The sequence below is a fragment of the Clostridium sp. DL1XJH146 genome (assembly GCF_054819755.1).
The window spans coordinates 15,810-33,896 of the sequence record NZ_JBTVVN010000008.1 but is presented as its reverse complement, the minus strand read 5'-3'; the positions used below and the strand labels follow the sequence as shown (position 1 = coordinate 33,896).

The 18,087-nt window shown below is 29.9% G+C and carries 18 protein-coding genes; 12 read left to right on the top strand and 6 right to left on the bottom strand.

What is annotated here, in order from left to right; genetic code table 11:
• Positions 1-264 precede the first annotated feature (264 nt).
• Positions 265-762: a DUF3221 domain-containing protein gene (locus tag ACVHXK_RS05680; protein ID WP_461205402.1), complete on the top strand. Its 498-nt coding sequence runs from the start codon at positions 265-267 to the stop codon at positions 760-762.
• Positions 763-773: 11 nt separating this feature from the next.
• A complete protein-coding gene (locus ACVHXK_RS05675; protein WP_461205488.1) occupies positions 774-1,313 on the top strand; it encodes an Rpn family recombination-promoting nuclease/putative transposase in 540 nt (179 codons plus the stop codon).
• A gap of 151 nt (positions 1,314-1,464) precedes the next feature.
• Here the strand turns inward: ACVHXK_RS05675 and ACVHXK_RS05670 are convergent, their stop codons facing one another.
• Positions 1,465-3,351, bottom strand: coding sequence for a DUF2207 domain-containing protein (locus ACVHXK_RS05670; protein WP_461205401.1), 1,887 nt, complete (start codon positions 3,349-3,351; stop codon positions 1,465-1,467).
• Positions 3,352-3,559: 208 nt separating this feature from the next.
• Positions 3,560-3,805, bottom strand: a complete 246-nt coding sequence (locus tag ACVHXK_RS05665) for a hypothetical protein (protein ID WP_461205400.1) — start codon at positions 3,803-3,805, stop codon at positions 3,560-3,562.
• 546 nt (positions 3,806-4,351) lie between these two features.
• Between ACVHXK_RS05665 and ACVHXK_RS05660 the strand changes: the two genes are divergently transcribed.
• The 3 genes from ACVHXK_RS05660 to ACVHXK_RS05650 all read left to right on the top strand — a co-directional run bounded on the left by ACVHXK_RS05660 (position 4,352) and on the right by ACVHXK_RS05650 (position 5,895).
• The gene (locus ACVHXK_RS05660) at positions 4,352-4,612 is read left to right on the top strand and encodes a PD-(D/E)XK nuclease family transposase (protein WP_461205399.1); all 261 of its coding nucleotides are present in this window, start codon (positions 4,352-4,354) and stop codon (positions 4,610-4,612) included.
• 43 nt (positions 4,613-4,655) lie between these two features.
• Positions 4,656-5,291, top strand: a complete 636-nt coding sequence (locus ACVHXK_RS05655) for an Rpn family recombination-promoting nuclease/putative transposase (RefSeq protein ID WP_461205398.1) — start codon at positions 4,656-4,658, stop codon at positions 5,289-5,291.
• Between the two features lie 331 nt (positions 5,292-5,622).
• Positions 5,623-5,895, top strand: coding sequence for a hypothetical protein (locus tag ACVHXK_RS05650; RefSeq protein ID WP_461205397.1), 273 nt, complete (start codon positions 5,623-5,625; stop codon positions 5,893-5,895).
• A 118-nt stretch (positions 5,896-6,013) separates the two neighbouring features.
• On the opposite strand, the gene ACVHXK_RS05645 is transcribed toward ACVHXK_RS05650, so the two are convergent.
• Complete coding sequence (locus ACVHXK_RS05645) at positions 6,014-7,297, bottom strand: glycosyl hydrolase family 18 protein (RefSeq protein WP_461205396.1); 1,284 nt, start codon at positions 7,295-7,297, stop codon at positions 6,014-6,016.
• 427 nt (positions 7,298-7,724) lie between these two features.
• On the opposite strand from ACVHXK_RS05645, the gene iorA reads away from it, so the two are divergent.
• The 4 genes from iorA (at position 7,725) to ACVHXK_RS05625 (ending at position 11,380) form a co-directional block, all read left to right on the top strand.
• Positions 7,725-9,509, top strand: a complete 1,785-nt coding sequence (gene iorA, locus ACVHXK_RS05640; protein ID WP_461205395.1) for an indolepyruvate ferredoxin oxidoreductase subunit alpha — start codon at positions 7,725-7,727, stop codon at positions 9,507-9,509.
• Between the two features lies 1 nt (position 9,510).
• Positions 9,511-10,086, top strand: a complete 576-nt coding sequence (locus tag ACVHXK_RS05635; protein ID WP_461205394.1) for an indolepyruvate oxidoreductase subunit beta — start codon at positions 9,511-9,513, stop codon at positions 10,084-10,086.
• Between the two features lie 221 nt (positions 10,087-10,307).
• Positions 10,308-10,721: a GntR family transcriptional regulator gene (locus ACVHXK_RS05630; protein ID WP_461205393.1), complete on the top strand. Its 414-nt coding sequence runs from the start codon at positions 10,308-10,310 to the stop codon at positions 10,719-10,721.
• Between the two features lie 8 nt (positions 10,722-10,729).
• The gene (locus ACVHXK_RS05625) at positions 10,730-11,380 is read left to right on the top strand and encodes a GntR family transcriptional regulator (protein WP_461205392.1); all 651 of its coding nucleotides are present in this window, start codon (positions 10,730-10,732) and stop codon (positions 11,378-11,380) included.
• Between the two features lie 45 nt (positions 11,381-11,425).
• Here ACVHXK_RS05625 and ACVHXK_RS05620 read toward each other — a convergent pair whose 3' ends face one another.
• The 3 genes from ACVHXK_RS05620 to cbiM form a co-directional block, all read right to left on the bottom strand.
• Entirely contained in the window at positions 11,426-12,151 is a 726-nt protein-coding gene (locus tag ACVHXK_RS05620; RefSeq protein ID WP_461205391.1) for an energy-coupling factor ABC transporter ATP-binding protein, read from the bottom strand.
• Positions 12,152-12,165: 14 nt separating this feature from the next.
• Positions 12,166-12,981 (bottom strand): energy-coupling factor transporter transmembrane component T family protein, encoded by an 816-nt coding sequence (locus ACVHXK_RS05615; RefSeq protein WP_461205390.1) that lies wholly within the window; start codon positions 12,979-12,981, stop codon positions 12,166-12,168.
• 109 nt (positions 12,982-13,090) lie between these two features.
• Entirely contained in the window at positions 13,091-14,065 is a 975-nt protein-coding gene (cbiM, locus tag ACVHXK_RS05610; RefSeq protein WP_461205389.1) for a cobalt transporter CbiM, read from the bottom strand.
• A gap of 250 nt (positions 14,066-14,315) precedes the next feature.
• Between cbiM and ACVHXK_RS05605 the strand changes: the two genes are divergently transcribed.
• From ACVHXK_RS05605 to ACVHXK_RS05595, 3 genes are all read left to right on the top strand, one after another.
• Positions 14,316-14,648 carry a hypothetical protein gene (locus ACVHXK_RS05605; RefSeq protein ID WP_461205388.1) on the top strand — a complete coding sequence of 111 codons (333 nt, stop codon included), beginning with the start codon at positions 14,316-14,318 and terminating at the stop codon, positions 14,646-14,648.
• 341 nt (positions 14,649-14,989) lie between these two features.
• Complete coding sequence (locus ACVHXK_RS05600; protein WP_461205387.1) at positions 14,990-15,358, top strand: ArsR/SmtB family transcription factor; 369 nt, start codon at positions 14,990-14,992, stop codon at positions 15,356-15,358.
• 167 nt (positions 15,359-15,525) lie between these two features.
• Positions 15,526-17,829: a heavy metal translocating P-type ATPase gene (locus ACVHXK_RS05595; protein ID WP_461205386.1), complete on the top strand. Its 2,304-nt coding sequence runs from the start codon at positions 15,526-15,528 to the stop codon at positions 17,827-17,829.
• Positions 17,830-18,087: the final 258 nt, after the last annotated feature.

The window sequence follows — 18,087 nt, the reverse complement described above, 5'->3', positions numbered from 1 at the left end:
TTGAAATCATCCGAAAAATATAATCTGCGGAAATTTGAATTTTTTAGTGAGGATATTTTTATAGAGGTAAAATAGAAATAGAGATAAAAAATAAAAGTAGTGGAATACCACTACTTATAAACAAATATTTACATAATTGTTCATAAAATGTTAATGACCCTCGAGGGTTCTTGCAATGATTCGAAGCGAAGCGGAGAATTATTGCTTTGTTGATATAAGAGTTGTGATTTAAGACGAATTAATTTTAAAATGGAGGGTTTACTTATGAAGAAAAAAAGCAGCATTTTAGTAATAATGGCTTTAACGGTAATTTTTGTTGTAGGGTGTAGTAAGATTACAAATGGCAATGTAAATAATAGTACTTTAGAAAATACTGCGCATATAGAGGAAAATGATAATATGGGAAATGATATTAATGATGAGATTCCAATTAATCAAGAAGTAAACTCAGGAAGTATAAGCGGTTCCATGATTGTGCCTGATATCCTTGGAGAAGTATTAGAGGTAAGTGAGGATGGTCTTAGGGTTTTAGTAGATAGTAATACAGAATATGTTAAAGGTCAAATATGGATAACAATAACAGAAGAAACAAATTTCTTTGAAGATGGAGAAGCATTGCAAGAAGAGTTTTTCACAGATGTTTCAAGGGATTTCAAAGTTGGGAATAAGGTATCTATGGTATCTTCAGGAGAAATTGCTGAATCTTATCCTATGCAGGGTGTTGCAGTTGCAGTTTATTCAAATGAAGAAAAAGCAGAATAAAAATATAATGAATAAAATCATTAAATATTGTTGATTTCGAGAGAATACCAATAGATAAGATATATACTACATTTCATATTTTAGAAGATGACACTGGGTATAAATTAACAGATGTACTAGAAGTACATTTTTTAGAATTACCCAAACTTGAAAAATTAGAAAGTTTAAAAGATATAGATGACCCTATACTAGAGTGGCTAGAATTCATAGATGCGAAGTCAGGGGAGGGAATGCAAATGTTAGCAGAAAAAAACGAGAATATAAAAACAGCCTATGAAATACTTCAAAGAGTTAGTAAAAGCAAAGAGGCAAGAATTGCTTATGAGGCTAGACAAGCAGAAATAATGGATCAACTAACAAGAGAAAAAACAGCTAGAGAAGAAGGGGTAAAGCAAGGAATTGAACAAGGAATTGAACAAGGAATTAAAAAAGGAATTATTAAAACAGCTAAACAATTGCTAATAATGGGAATGAAAATAAAAGAGGTAGTCAAAGTAACGGGTTTGAGTGAAGAAGAAGTTGTAAAATTAAAAGAAGAATTAAATATATAAAATTAAAATAGCGAAAGGAGTTTGAAAAAGAGTAGAATTGAATCTACTCTTTTATTTTGTATAATTTGTGAAATAGCTTGTGACTGGAAATATTTATATCAGCGGAGTGGCTCCAGAAGATGAATGACGTAAAGAATTCGTCTTCTGGGTGCTACCAAGAACCGCCTCCACCACCTCCACCACCTCCACCGGAGTAACCGCCACTACTATTGGAATTAGAAGAAGGAGTGGAGCTAATACTTGACATAGTACCACGCATGTTACTTGTAAACTCATCAGTATCAAATCGCTTATATCCAAAGTACCAAAATGGAGATCTCCTATCCATTACTGTCACATAATTCAACAGCTTATTCCACTCTTTACTTAACCCTAACACCATAGCGAAAGGCAATAGTGAATATATATATGAAGAATCTCTTAGGTTCCGATTATTAATGTCTTCAGCATGAGCCTCATCAATATAGATTTTAAAGCCCATAATCTGACCCATCATTTCTATGCCGTATGGGGTGTAATGTTTCACAGAACCAAGAATCACTAACCCTACTTCATATAAAACAACTATACCTAATAGTAACAAAAAAACTACAGGATAACACTTCCACAGCAAGGATATATACGACCAATTTCTAATTATCAAAATCACAGCAATACCAATCATTACTAAGATAAACATACTACCTGTAATTAATTCCATTGGCTGTCTTTTTTGTCTGAAAATCAGTAATATAACTATACCACCTATTGTAAATCCGATCATGATTAACAAAGATAGACCCGCAGCAGACCAGAATCCAATTTCAAATAAATTCAATCCAATCATAATTGTCATAACTGTAAACAGTAGCATCATTCCAATAAAACCGATGATAACATTTCCCTGAACGTCATCAGCCAATATATCCTTATCCCCTGAAAACCTCTGCTCAATGGCTTGCTGTGCTGTATATAAATTCTCGTGAAAACTCATCCTCAGCTGAGACTTATACACTTTGTCGCCATTTCCGTGTGCAAACAGGTCTTTGAACAACTGCTGCTCATAGGCTTGCTTCTCATTACCTATATCCTTTATTTTAACAAACTGTGCTTCCTTTTTAATCAAACTGCCTTTCGTATTCTCATGAATCTCCAGATAACCTTCCGTTGCCCACTGTAAAATTAATGAAGAAATATCCTCATACTGTATGGATTCACCTTTGTAAATATATGCTAGTTCAGCGCAGTTTAATCCTTCAGGTGGTTGATCTACCAGTACCGGCTTTATTTTCTTTTTATTATTTTTCATAAAAAAGAAAACCAGAATTCTGCAGAAAATCATACCCATAATACCAAACAGAATCAATACCAAGTTCTGACTAATCCAAGGCTCTGAATCTTCATAATACCCTTGCGGTAAAGTCAGGGCAATGGTAATCCCCTCATTAGGCCAGAGCTGCTTATAGGTCTCAACATGAATCATATTACCTTCCAACGTATAATTCGCGTGTTCATTACTGGTATTACCCAAATATCCGGTTGTAATATTCAATTGCTCAGGATCAAACCCTTTAGGCATTTCAATGGTAAATCGTGCTTGGTCAATAAAAACATCCCACTGTGTACCAATAATGTTAAAATAAAATTCATCATAACTATCATATATATCATCGTTACCCGCATAGACGTAAGAAATCTTATAGGTTTGAAGTCCTGACACATACTCTTTTTTTTCACCAATCTGAATTCTATACAAATCCTTCTTACTGCTTACATCAGCTTCAAGCTCATTACCGCTGCCATCAGTTACTTTAACATCTGTTATAGCATGTCTCAACCCATTGTATTCTCTATCGATATCCCGGTAAATACCATGCCGATTTTCATAGAACTCTACCGATATGGTTTCTGTAATTTCATAGTTGTTGTTAGGTAGCACATTAATATATACATCATAATCTCTAATATCAAAGTACTCATCTGCCGATATTTCGGGACTTATAAAACTCAATAAACCCAAAACCATTATTAGCACCATAGTTACTTGCAGCTTCTTCATATTAAAACACCTCCCCTGTAATCAAGCAATGATATTGAACGCTCTTTTACCTGCTTTTATTGGATACACTATGCTCCAGTGATTCATAGAACTTAATAATCACAAATGCAACTATAATTCGGGCTTACATAATAGTCATAATAAATTGTTAATATGCCATAGGGGTATTAGTGAGACAGCTTGATGTCTCACTTGCTTGCTATTAAATCTACATTAAATCAATACAGATAAACAGCAGAAACATTAAAAACAGTATTGTTACCTTGACTTTTGTGCTCAACTTTTCAGTTAAGATGATGGTACTGATTAACATATAAGGAAATAGGAATAACCACATTAATACCATAACTATTTTATCAATCTTACTGTCTTTATCCTGTTCCTGAGCCCTTTCTGTTTTTTTATGGACTGCCGGGTTATCTGCCTGCTCATCAGCAGTGTTTTTATAATCCATGATATTAACCTCCTCAATTTTATCTATAAAACGATTAACGACCTTACGAGCAAGCACATCAAAATTCTTAATTACTTGAATGTTGATGAAGATGAAGCAATTCCCTTTGCTTTGATTCGAGGTTATCGGCTTCGTGTAGAATGTTAGGAGAATTTACATTTAAAGTGAGTTTAAGGAATATAAATGATGTTAGGAATTCGCCTTTTGTTTGCTAGCTTTAGTTTGTTGACTACTGCTATTAATATATGATAATTTTTCCTAATTTAAGGATTTTAAGTTCAAAACCATTCCATTCACCTCCTTTAATTCTAAATTATTGAAATGAATATGTAAACCCTTGGCTAAAAGAAAGTTTTAAACCAATGCACAAAGCACGATTAAGGAGGAAATTTTTGCGGTGCAAAAATTTTTTTATCTAACTAATTCTTTTTCTATGATATAATAGATTAAAGATAAATTTCCTAGTTTTAGTGAATAATTGACTGAATTTTTGGACAAAATCATAAAGAAATAGTTACTAAAACAATAGGAAGTGAATATAATATTTTGAATAATAATAGTAAGTTAAGCTTAAATAATATTTGTTATAATGATGATTTTATAATGTCACCAAAGGTGGATTTTGTTTTCAAATTAATATTTGGAGATGAAAAGAATAAAGATGTTTTAATTGCATTTTTAAGTGCTGTTTTAAAATTACATAAGGAAGAATTTAAAGGAATAGAATTATTAAATACGGAACTTTTAAGAGAATTTAAGGAAGATAAAAAAGGTATTTTAGATGTAAGGGTGAAAACAAAAAAATGATGAGCATATTGATATAGAAATACAAATACTACCTACAGAATTTATGGCAGAAAGAACTTTATTTTATTGGTCAAAGATGTACAATAGTCAAGTAGTGCCAGGAGATACTTACGATAAACTTAAAAAATGTATAACAATAAATATTGTTGATTTCGAGAGAATACCAATAGATAAGATACATACTACATTTCATATTTTAGAAGATGACACTGGGTATAAATTAACAGATGTACTAGAAGCACATTTTTTAGAATTACCCAAACTTGAAAAATTAGAAAGTTTAAAAGATATAGATGACCCTATACTAGAGTGGCTAGAATTCATAGATGCGAAGTCAGGGGAGGGAATGCAAATGTTAGCAGAAAAAAACGAGAATATAAAAACAGCCTATGAAATACTTCAAAGAGTTAGTAAAAGCAAAGAGGCAAGAATTGCTTATGAGGCTAGACAAGCAGAAATAATGGATCAACTAACAAGAGAAAAAACAGCTAGAGAAGAAGGGGTAAAGCAAGGAATTGAACAAGGAATTGAACAAGGAATTGAACAGGGAATTAAAAAAGGAATTATTAAAACAGCTAAACAATTGCTAATAATGGGAATGGAAATAAAAGAGGTCGTCAAAGTAACGGGTTTGAGTGAAGAAGAAGTTGTAAAATTAAAAGAAGAATTAAATATATAAAATTAGAGTGGCTGAAGCAGTTTGAAAAAGAGTAGAATTGAATCTACTCTTTTATTTTGCATAATTTGTGGAATAGATTGTTGCTGAAAATATTTACAAACGCGAGGTACTTCCAGAAGATGAATGACGTTAGGAATTCGTCTTCTGGTTGCTAAAATTAATCCTCATTTTGTTTAACGGGTTTATTTAAGATATATTATATTTGGTATATAATATGAAGAGAATATTACAGGTATATATTTTACACAATCTGCCAGTGCGTTTGGTTTGAACATTTGTTTTTATCATGATATAATTACTTAAAGACTCAGCAATATAGGGTGGTGAATTTATGGAAAATGAATTTTTATTAAAAGCTATAGAAAATTTGCTAGATAAAAAAATTGAGCCAATAAATCAAAGATTAGATAAAATCGATCAAAGATTAGACAAATTTGACCAAAGATTAGATAAAGTAGAGGAAATTCAAAAGGAAATAAAAGTAACACAAGATACAATATTGAATTTTATCACTCAAGCTGATACTGAATTTATGAAATTAGAAGAAAAGACAAAAGATATAGATAAGATTAAGAAAATTATTAATATTAGTAATGTTAAGTAATAATTATGAAATGAGTTTATTAAATTTTTGGATTGTATGGTGAGTGAATAATTGATTATAATGAGTAAAAGCTAGCTTATTTAAGCTAGCTTTTTTCAATAATTGAAGTAGATAGAGATTAAACTTTTTTCCTAACCACAAAATTATCCTCGATTAGTAACCAGTTTTGAGGAAATTCATTTCCAAGTACCCAGTAGAAAAATCCTCTGATGCCCAATTGCTTTACTAGATCAAATTTAGCTTGTATACTTCGTGCATCTTCAAAACACACTATATGAGATTTTTTAGCTTCATCTACATAATTAAAGTATGGTGATTGAGCCACATAATCATATTTTATTTCAGCACCGTATTTTTCAGCAAGGAGTATTGCTTCTTGATGGTCGATTGCTTTTGCAAATTTACCACCTTTTACGTAAGGTAATGTCCAGTCATATCCATATAGAGGGATACCCATCATAATTTTATTCTTAGGAACTTCAGAAATAGCATATTCCATAATTCCTTTTACTTTGTTTATAGGAGCAACAGGAAGTGGTGGACCGCCTGACCAACCCCATTCATAGGTCATAAAGAAAATAAAATCAACGATTTCACCTTGAGATTTATAATCATGTCCTTCATATAAGGTTCCCTTTTGATCTGCTGATGTTTTTGGTGCTAGGGCAGTAGAAATATAATAACCTTCTTTTTTTAATATAGAAGCGGCTTTTCTTAGAAAATTATTATATCTTTCTTTATTTTCAGCACCTAAATATTCAAAATCAAAATCTAATCCTCCATATCCTTTTTCTTTCATAAGTTTAATTGCTTCATCTAATATTTTATCTTGTAGTGCTTCATCAGTAAGAATATATGTTGCTAGATCTTGGCTGAAAGTACCATCCTCATAATTGGTTAGGACCATTAGAGGTAATACATCATCTTTGTAAGCTGCATTTATGGTAGATTGGTCATTGATTGATGTTAGTGTCCCATTACGATTTATAGCATAGCTGAATATACTTAAATAAGTTAAATCTTCTCCTATTTTATCTACAACTTTAGGGGAATTATCACCTGTAATATTTAAATCAACATAAGCTCCTACATCAGCATAGCGACGAGTCTTTTGTGGTATATATAGCCTTAAGCCTATAGGAACTTGATAGACATTCATTATTCCATTAATTCTCATAAGTTCATCAGTAGAAATATTATATTGCCTACCAATTTGATATAAACTTTCTCCTGGTTTCACCCAATGGTAGCTGCCATATATAGGAATAACTATTGATTGGCCAACAACTAAATTATTTGGATTTGGTATTTCATTTGATCTAATCAATGTATCTAAGGGAACACTATAGGTTTGAGAAATACCCCATAGGGTTTGACCTTTTCTAACAACATGTATTTGCAAAACAATTCACCTCTTTATATTCTCTATCTATAATATATTCTTTTGAATCATTATATGTGAGGGGAGTATTTTGGAAGATTGCGTCTATAAAGTGAAATTTAATATAAATGGGTGGGAATCTACTGAAGGATTATAAATTATTAAGAATTTTACATTGATAAGAGGATGGATATATGCTATATTAATATTATAAAGCATAGTATACTATGCTTTATAGATAAAAGTGTTTTTGTGTTACGTAAGTTATTATTATATATTTTTGGTTTAATCTTATATTGTTATAAAGGACAGAGTGTAGACTTAAGTATGATGTTGCAAAGCAAAATCAACTTTTAAACTAAAGATTTCCGAAGTATGAGGAAATCATCCTAAATTGTGCATTGTGAATTGTGCATTGTGTATTGAACTATTAAATAGGGGGTATTTTATGAAGAAATTAATGACAGGAAATGAGGCAATAGCAAGAGGTGCTTATGAAGCTGGTGTTAAATATGCAGCTGCATACCCAGGGACACCAAGTACTGAAATACTTGAAAACGTTGCCCAGTATAAAAAGGATATCATCGCTGAATGGGCTCCAAATGAAAAGGTTGCTTTAGAATCAGTTATTGGAGCATCAATAGCAGGAGCTAGATCACTTGCAGCTATGAAACATGTTGGGGTAAATGTAGCAGCAGACCCTTTGTTTACTTTTGCTTATACTGGAGTAAATGGAGGAATGGTTTTAATTTCAGCAGATGAGCCAGGACAGCATTCTTCACAGAATGAGCAGGACAATAGATATTATGCAAAGTTTGCAAAAATACCGTTGTTTGAACCATCTGATAGTCAAGAATCAAAGGATATGATAAAGGCTGCATTAGAGCTTAGTGAAGAATATGATTCACCAGTTATGGTTAGAATGACAACAAGAGTTTGTCATTCCAAAAGTGTAGTTGATTGTTATGATAGAGAAGAAGTTGGTATAAAAAAATATAGTAAAAATATAAGCAAATATGTATCAGTTCCAGCAAATTCAAAGGTTATGAGAGTAAAAGTAGAAGAGAGAATGAATAAATTAGTGGAATTCTCAAATAAGACTGAGCTAAACTTTTTTGAATGGAATGATACAAAGATAGGGGTAATAGCTTCAGGCATGTGTTATTACTATGCAAAAGAAGTATTTGGAGAAGAGGCATCTTACTTAAAATTAGGATTTACTAATCCTCTTTCAATGGAAAAAATTAAAGAATTTGCTGCAAAAGTAGATAAATTATATGTAATAGAAGAAAATGACCCTATTGTTGAAGAGCAAATAAAAGCTGCTGGAATAAAGGTATATGGCAAAGATGTATTCCCATATATGGGTGAGATGACTGCTGATGTTATAAGAAAATCAGTATTTGGTAAGACAGAACCTACTATAGAATATGATGAAGAAAAAGTAGTTGGACGACCTCCTACACTTTGCGCAGGATGTCCACATAGAGGATTTTTCTATGAAATAGGTAAAAGAAAAAATGTAATGATTACTGGTGATATAGGATGCTATACTTTAGGGTTTGCAGAGCCATATAATGCAATGGAAACTTGTATTTGTATGGGAGCTAGCATTAGTACAGGACATGGTGCACAAAAAGTCTTTAATATGCAAGAGGATAATAACATGAGAGTTGTTTCAGTACTTGGAGATTCTACATTCCTTCATACTGGTATAAATTCACTTTTAGATGTTGCTTATAATAGAAGTAATACAATTAATGTGATTTTGGATAATAGAATTACAGGAATGACAGGTCATCAACAAAACCCTGGTACTGGATTCACACTTCAAGGGATGCCAACTAATGAAGTAAATATTGAAGCATTAGTAAGAGCCTGTGGAATTAAAAATGTAAAGACAGTAAATCCAAATAATCTGCAAGAGGTAAATGCAGCATTTGATTGGGCTTTTGCTTTAGATGAAGCATCTGTTATTATTACAAGATGGCCATGTGTACTTAAAAAACTTTCAGATAATGATAAAGAGGAATTTGAAGGAGTTTTCACTTCAAAATGTAAGGTTAATGTAGATAAGTGTATCGGATGTAAAAAATGTATTAAAACAGGATGTCCTGCTTTATCATTTGACAAAGATAAGAAAAAGACTTCAATAGACCTTAATCATTGTGTGGGCTGTGAAGTTTGTCTACAAGTTTGCCCAGTAAATGCCATTGAAAAGGAGGAAAAATAATATGACAAAAAGTATATTATTAGTTGGAGTAGGTGGACAGGGAACAATATTAGCAAGTAAGTTATTAACAATAGGACTTATGGAAGCTGGATATGATGTTAAAATGAGTGAAATTCATGGTATGTCTCAAAGAGGTGGGTCAGTTTCTTCACAAGTAAGATTTGGAGAGAAAGTTTATTCTTCTTCTATAGAATTAGGGGGAGCGGATATACTAGTTTCTTTTGAAAAAATGGAAGCACTTAGATGGCTTAAGTATTTAAAACCAGAAGGTAAAGTTGTTGTAAGTGATATTGAAATAGAATCTATGCCTATTTTAAATGGTAAGATAGATTATCCAGTAGGGATTATTGAAGAATTAAAATCAAAAGTAAATACAACAGTAATCCATGCAGAAGAGGAAGCTAAAAAGCTAGGAAATCCAAAGGTAATGAATGTAATATTACTTGGAGCTCTTGTAAAATCAATGAATTTAGAAGCAATAAATTGGGAAAAAATCATAAATGATAATGTGAAAGAAAGATTTATTGATGTCAATTTAAAAGCCATAAATATAGGAATGTCTTTAATTAATGATTAATTGTGTGGTTTGTAATTAGTAAAATGCTCTGAATAAAGGTTCTCCGTATTTTCGGAGAATCTTTTAAATGTTAGAGGAAATTTAATTTCATATAAACAATGTGTATGTAAAAATAGTATATTAAAGTGGCTATTTCAGTTAATTAACTAGAGAAGAGTTTGCTATTGTATGAGAATAAAAAATAGTATATACTAAATAGTATACTATAATGGGGGGAATACATGTTTACTAAAGAAACTCTTGCTGATAAAGTATACTATTATATTAAAGATAAAATAGTATCTAGGGAAATAAAAAAAGGTGAAAAGATTAATATAGATAAATTAGTCAAAGAAGTTGGTGTTAGTAAAATACCCGTTAGAGAAGCTATAAACAGGTTACAGCAAGAGGGTATTTTATCTTATAAGACTAATGTAGGTACTAGCGTTGTAGATTTAGTATATAAAGATATATTGGATATTAATTTTATTTTAAACAAGTTAACAGAACAAAATTTTAAAATTACAGAAGATATAAGTAAAGAAGACCTAAATAAAATTATAGGTAAATATAAGGATATTGCTTTAGATAGTAATAACGCAAGAGTAAAAGATATAGTAGAAAAACAATGTTCTCAATTAACAATTTGGAAATAGGTGAAAAAATGGCTTTAATAAAAAAAAAGACAATAAAAGAACAAACTTATGAGTATCTAAAAAATAAAATATTATCAGGTGAGATAAACCCTGGTGAAAAAATAAATATAGAGGAACTTGCTAAGGAACTTGAAATTAGCAATTCACCTATAAGAGAAGCTATTAATTTATTAAATAAAGAGGGACTTGTACAAACACAAACTAATCATAGTATAAGGGTTATAGAATTTAATGAAGATGGGATTTTAGATCTAACAGATGCAATTGAAATGTTAATAATCGGCGGATTTAAAATATGTTTAAGGAAAAGCAAGATAAATGAACTCGTTTTGAAAATGGAGACCTGTTTAAAGGAACAAGAAGAATATTTTAAAATAAAAGACAATAGAAAATTCTTAGAACAATCTATAAAATTTGATGAGATAATAGTAAAAGTATCAGGAAACGCAAAACTAATAACTATGGTTAATAATTTAAATGATTTATTTTTACTCGTAGTTAAAGACTATCAAACTAGCGATAAAAGCAGAGAATTAAGTTTAAATCAGCATAATAGAATACTTGAAGCGGTTAGAAATAAAGATATGGAAGAATTTCAGAAAGCGCTATTTGAGCATTTTGACCATAGTAGACAGATGATTAAGGAAAATAAAGCCTAATTTAAATAGTCTACAAAAGTCAGTAGAGTATAATAAATTAGGCTTTTATATTATATTGTTGCTTCTTAAAAATTCTAAATCATTTATAACAGTGATATAATCATCATCTCGAATTATCTTATGATCTTTAGAAAAAACAATAGCTCTTTGAAATATTCCTTCTACATATTCAAAGTCATGAGTAGAACAAATAATAGTTTTTCCACTTTTGTTTAAATCAATGAGTAAATTTCTAAGAAAAGTTTTTCCTTTTGGATCAATTCCGTTCATAGGTTCATCCAGGGTTAAAATTGATGGGTTCATTGAAAGAACGCATGCAATAGCAACTCTCTTTTTTTCTCCACCACTTAGATTATAAGGATTTTCGTGTTTTAATTCTTTAATATTGAGTAATTCAAGACAATCAGAAACTCTTTTATTCACTTCATTTTCCTCTAGATTCATTTGCCTTGGACCAAATGCAACTTCTTCAAAAACTGTAGGACAAAACAATTGTGCATCTGAATTTTGAAATATAAAGCCTACCTTTTGATGAAAAGATTTTGAAAAGATATTATCTTGTAAAGTTTTTTCACTGATTAGATTGTCCTCAAAATAGTATTCTCCTTGTTTTGGAAAAATAATTCCGTTAAGGACCTTTAAAAGAGAAGATTTTCCACTACCATTTTCACCTATTAAGGCTATAGATTCTCCTTTTTTTATAGTTATATTTATATCATTTAGTGCAATTCGTTTTTTGTATTTAAAAGTAATATTATCTAATAGTATCATTTCAAGAATCCTTTCTATATAGTATAGGGAAATTTATATTTTAATAAAAAAAAGCTAACGATTAAAATTATATTTACAATAATATAAGGTATATCCCATCGGTGGAGTTTGAAATCCATAAAAGATTTATATTCTCCAGTAAAGCCTCTACATTCCATTGCTGAAAACATTTCTTCACCTAAATTTTTCGATTTTATAAAAGTGTTACCTACTATTCTAGAAATAGAAGTATGTTTATTATTATCTTTTCCTACAGATCTTAATTTTAAAGAATATAACATTTGAAGAGAAAAGTCACCAAGAATAAATATATATTTAATTGTGATTTCCAAAATAAAAATAAATAAATCAGGAATAAAAAAGAGTTTTAATGATTTGGTGATATGACTCCATTTTGTTGTATATGAAAGCAGATTTACAGATGAAATAGTGCAAAAAACCTTTATTATAATAAGTAAACTATTTCTTATATTACCCATCATCATTGAAGGAATTAAAGCAATTAAAGTAAAAGTAGGGATCAGTGTACAGAGAAACAAAATGCCTCTTTTTTCATCTTTTTCAAACATTAATATTAGTGAAAAATTATAAATTAAAATTAAACCAATGAAAATAAAGCTCCTACTTAAGGAAATAAAAATAAGTATACATAGTGTGAAAACCATTTTTAACATAGATGAAACATTATAAGATATTGGATTATTTACGACACCTTCTCTTTTTAGTGTTGAGAGTAGGTGGATAAATGAGAGTATACTTTTATCTAGGAATTTTTGATTGTCTTTTTTAGGACTATAAATTTCTTCTTTGTATAACCAATCTATATTCATTAAGTCTATATCTCCATTCAAGTAAAGTATAATAATCATTATATCATAATTGCGATTTAGATAATAAAAAAACTACATTAGTATTTACTAAATGTAGTTAAAATAGTTTTTATTGAAGAGAACTTTTTGATTTAGGTTTAATAAGTAATTTAATACTTAGTGCTATAAGAAAAACTCCAAGGATAGCTGATAATATATAAGCTAATATTTCTGGAATACCATGTATTGAGTAATCAGGCATTAAGGCTTTAAATGTAAATCCATTCTCCATGCCTGTAGGAGTAAAGCCTATTAAGGAACTGAATTCTTCAGTACCCCATTCTCCCCAAGCTGTTCCAGTTGCTAAAAGTCCAAGTGGAACTAGGGCTATAAGACCAATAATTAGTCCATAACCATATTTGATTGGCTTACTAATTTTTTCTTCGAAAAATTCTGGTGAAGATTTTTTGATAAATTGGTAAACGGCTAAAGTTATAGAACCCTCTAGAACACATGCAACTAATAAATGAGGAATTAGCATGGCAGGTATTGAAATGTTTAGACCGTATGGACAGTAAAGGGGATTACCAAGAGCATCTTTAAATAGAAGCGGTTGTAATCCGAATTCTATACCGGTAAAAAGTGCACCTATAGCTAAAGCAATATATGCTGAAAAAAATACAGCAAAAGCTTCGATTTTTTTGCTTTTGAAATTTTCAGTAATTAATTTATAAATATAATAAGCTGTAAAAGGCATAATAAAGGCCATGTTAAAACAATTAGCACCAAGAGCAAGAATACCTCCATCGCCAAAGAAAAAAGCTTGTATTACTAAAGCAATAGTTGTAGAAATAAGGGCTGCATAAGGTCCAAGTAGTATTGCAATTAAGGCTGAACCAACAGCATGGCCGGTAGTACCGCCAGGGAGAGGAATATTAAACATCATAATCAAAAATGAAAAAGCAGAGCTTATACCCAGTAAAGGGAGTCTTTTTTTTGTGAATTCATTCTTGATTTTTTTTAGAGCATTTCTCCAAATAGGAATCATTACAACTCCAAAAGTAGCACAGGTTGAAGGACTTAAATAATTATCTGGTATATGCATGAAAATACCTCCTATAATTGTGAAACGTTATCAATTAGCACAAAATAATTATAACATAAATTTGATAGTTAATAGGTATTCATTGAAGAGAATTTATTTTTTTCTTTTATAGAAACTAGTAATAATAGAACAGGCAATAATCAATTGAGATAAAATATTTAAATTACACCATATAATTTTAAATTATAGTGGAATAAAAAAAATCAAAATCAATATATTAAACTAGGTACTATTTATTATGGAGATATGTATGGATAAGAATTATAAAATAATGTCAATAAAAATTGAGGAGTATGTTATGGAGATTGCAAAGAATAAAGCTAATCTTTTGTTTGATGGTGATTTAAATAATTACATAAATTGGTTGATATGCTCAAATAATTTAAAAGAAATGAGAAAAGAGTTGAACAGAGTAGAAGAACTAAAAAAGAAAAAGAAGCCTATTATGATAGAAGGAACGGTTAAAGTAGCAATGTATAATAATATATGCGACTATTGTAAAAGGGCAATATATCCAGGAGATGAAATATGTCAAGGAGAAGGGTATAAGAATTATATTCATAAGAAATGTTGTAAAAGCTAATAAGTTTAGTTTATATAGGATATAGATTATTCATTGTATAGTATGAAGTTATCAAAAAAATTGTTAGATGAATAATGAAAATTAAAAATAAATTATAGAGAAAGAGGTATTTTGCATAAAGTAGAAGACCTCTTATTTTTTTATAAAAAAAACTCTAATCATATATAATAAATTCACTATTTTATCTTAGAATAAATCTAAATTAATTTTAGTAGTGAAATAGTAAAGAAATAATATGTATCTAGAGAACTTATTTGTTTGACAAGCATAAAATATAAGTATATAATACAAATTAACATATGAACAAGTATTCATACATAAAGATAAGGAGAGTTTATAATATGAGTAAAGAAAATAACAATAAAATTGAATTTTGTAGTTGCAATGTTATACATGAAGATAGAGTAAATAAAGTTACTAAACATATGGTGGATGAAGAACGATTAGAAGGAGCAGCTGATTTATTGAAGGTTTTTGGAGATAGAACAAGGATTAAAATAATTAATGCTCTATCTGTTTCTGAAATGTGTGTATGCGATTTAGCACATGTTTTGAATATGACACAATCTGCAATTTCACATCAGCTTAGAGTTTTGAAAGGTGCAAGACTTGTGAAATATAGAAAAGAAGGTAAGGTAGTTTATTATTCACTTGATGATGAGCATGTTAAAGGAATTCTTAATATAGCATTAGAACATATTAAAGAATAATTTTAAAGAAATGCACAATGCACAATTTACAATGCACAATTGTGGTAATTTTCTTCCCAATGGTCAGAAAATCTTTAATTAATAAAACCCAAATTCATTAAAAGATTAATTATTATTGTGCAATTTTTAGAAAAAAGTTTTGCAAGATAAAAATGGAGGAAAAATATATGACAGATAAGAAAGAGTGTTGCTGTAGTGACCATGGTATTTGCAGTAGCAATGGGGATTGTAGTGATAAATTTGAAAAATGTGGAGTTAAGGAGAAGGAAATTGAAAAATATAATTTTGATTCTTCTTCTGAGAATATAGTACTGAAAGAATATACGCTTAAAGGATTAAATTGCGCAGGATGTGCAGCTAAGATTGAAAAAAATGTTAGAGGGTTAGAAGGAATAAAAGAAGCTTCATTAAATTTTGCTCTTTCCAAGCTAGAGGTTAGAGTAGAAAAAGAGGATGAAAGTAAAATTGCAAATAGAATTAAAGATATTGTTTTAGCGTTAGAACCTGATGTGAAAGTCATAGACAATGATTTAGTTGATTGCAGAAAAGATGAATTAGTTAGTGGAAATAGAGAAAATGATGAAAATGAAAGAAATAATAAATTAATAATGAGGATAGGGTTTAGTTTAGCTGCTTTAGTAATTGGTTTTTTATTTAAGGATAGAAGTTGGGCAGTTGGCATTTTTTTAGTTTCATATTTAGTAATAGGGTATGATATTGTATTGAAATCTATTAAAAATATAATGGCAGGTGAAATTTTTGATGAGAATTTCTTAATGTCTGTTGCTACCATTGCTGCACTTGGACTGAAAGAGTATCCAGAAGCAATTATGGTTATGCTTTTGTATCAAGTAGGAGAATATTTTCAAGATAAAGCAGTAGAATCTTCAAGAAAATCTATATCTGATTTGATGGATATAAGACCAGAATATGCAAACCTATTAATAGAAAATAATATAAAAAAAGTAATACCAAAAGAAGTTAAAGTAGGAGATATAATTCTAGTTAAGCCGGGAGAAAAAGTTCCTTTAGATGGCGTAGTTGTGGAAGGAAATTCTTCAATAGATACTAAAGCTTTGACAGGAGAGTCATTTCCACAAGATATTAGTGAAGGAAATGAAATAATAAGTGGATCAGTTAATATAGATGGAGTACTTAAAATTCAGGTGAAAAAGGAATTTGGAGAGTCAGCTGTTTCTAAAATTCTTGATCTAGTGCAAAATGCAAGTGCTAAGAAAGCAAAGACAGAGCTTAAAATAACTAAATTTGCAAGATATTATACACCTACAGTAGTTTTCGTAGCTCTATTTATTGCTTTAGTACCGCCTTTATTCATTAGTGGACAAGGGTTTAATGAATGGATATTAAGAGGAGCTACTTTCTTAGTTGTATCTTGTCCATGTGCATTAGTTATCTCTATACCACTATCTTATTTTGCAGGTCTTGGTGCGTCTTCTAGAAAAGGAGTGCTAGTTAAGGGCGGTAACTACCTAGAAGCTTTAAGTAATATTGGTGTAGTAGTTTTTGATAAAACAGGGACGTTAACAGAAGGGGAATTTCAGGTAACCAGTATTAACCCAGAACAAGGATTTATGAAAGAAGATTTGTTAAGATATACAGCTTATGCTGAAGGATTTTCAACACATCCAATAGGAACTTCAATAGTTAAATATTTTATAAATAGAGGAATAAGTTATGATAAGCTAAAGGGCAATGAAAAACAAGAACAAACTATAAATAAAGCCTTAATTAAAAATTACAAAGAAATAAGAGGAAAAGGTATAGAGGCAGAGATAGAAGGTAAAAAAGTTTTAAGCGGAAAATTAAATTATCTGTTAGAAAAAGGTATAAAAGCAGAAGAAAACAAATCTTCTGGAACTATAGTCTATACAGCGATAGATGGTAAATACGCAGGATGTATAACTATAAAAGATAAAGTTAAAAAGGATTCCAAAGAAGCTATCAAAAATTTGTATCAATTGGGAATTAATAAAATTGTAATGCTCACAGGAGATAGGAAAGTAACAGGGGAAGAAGTTGCAAGAGAACTTGGAATAAAAGATTTTAAATATGAATTATTACCAGATGAAAAAGTAGAAATAGTAGAAGGACTGTTAGAACAAAATAAAAATAATACCCTTGTTTTTGTTGGGGACGGAATTAATGATGCGCCTGTCTTAAGTAGAGCAGATATAGGAATAGCTATGGGTGGCGTTGGATCAGATGCTGCTATTGAAGCTGCCGATGTTGTTATTATGAATGATGAACCATCTAAGATAATTGATGCAATTAATATTGCAAAGAAAACTAAAAGGATAGCCAATCAAAATATTTTTATGGCTCTTTCAGTTAAATTTATTATTATGATATTAGCTTTATTTGGACTAGCACCTATGTGGCTTGCTATTTTTGGAGATGTAGGAATATCAATAATTGCCGTATTTAATTCTATGAGGATACTTCAAAATTAGGATGTATTTTGTAATATAGGCGTTAATAATAAGTATTGATATAATAGTAAGTTTTTATTTTATATTAATGCACAGTGCACAATTCACAATGCACAATTAATGAGGATTTTCTTCCTTTTAGTCAGAAAATCTTTGAATTTAGTTAAATAATTAAAAAAGAATATTAATTCAAAAGGTTACCCTATAGTTTATTATGAGGTAGCCTTTTTATATAAATTAAATTTTTAATTAATTAAATTTTTATAAAGTCCATAAGTT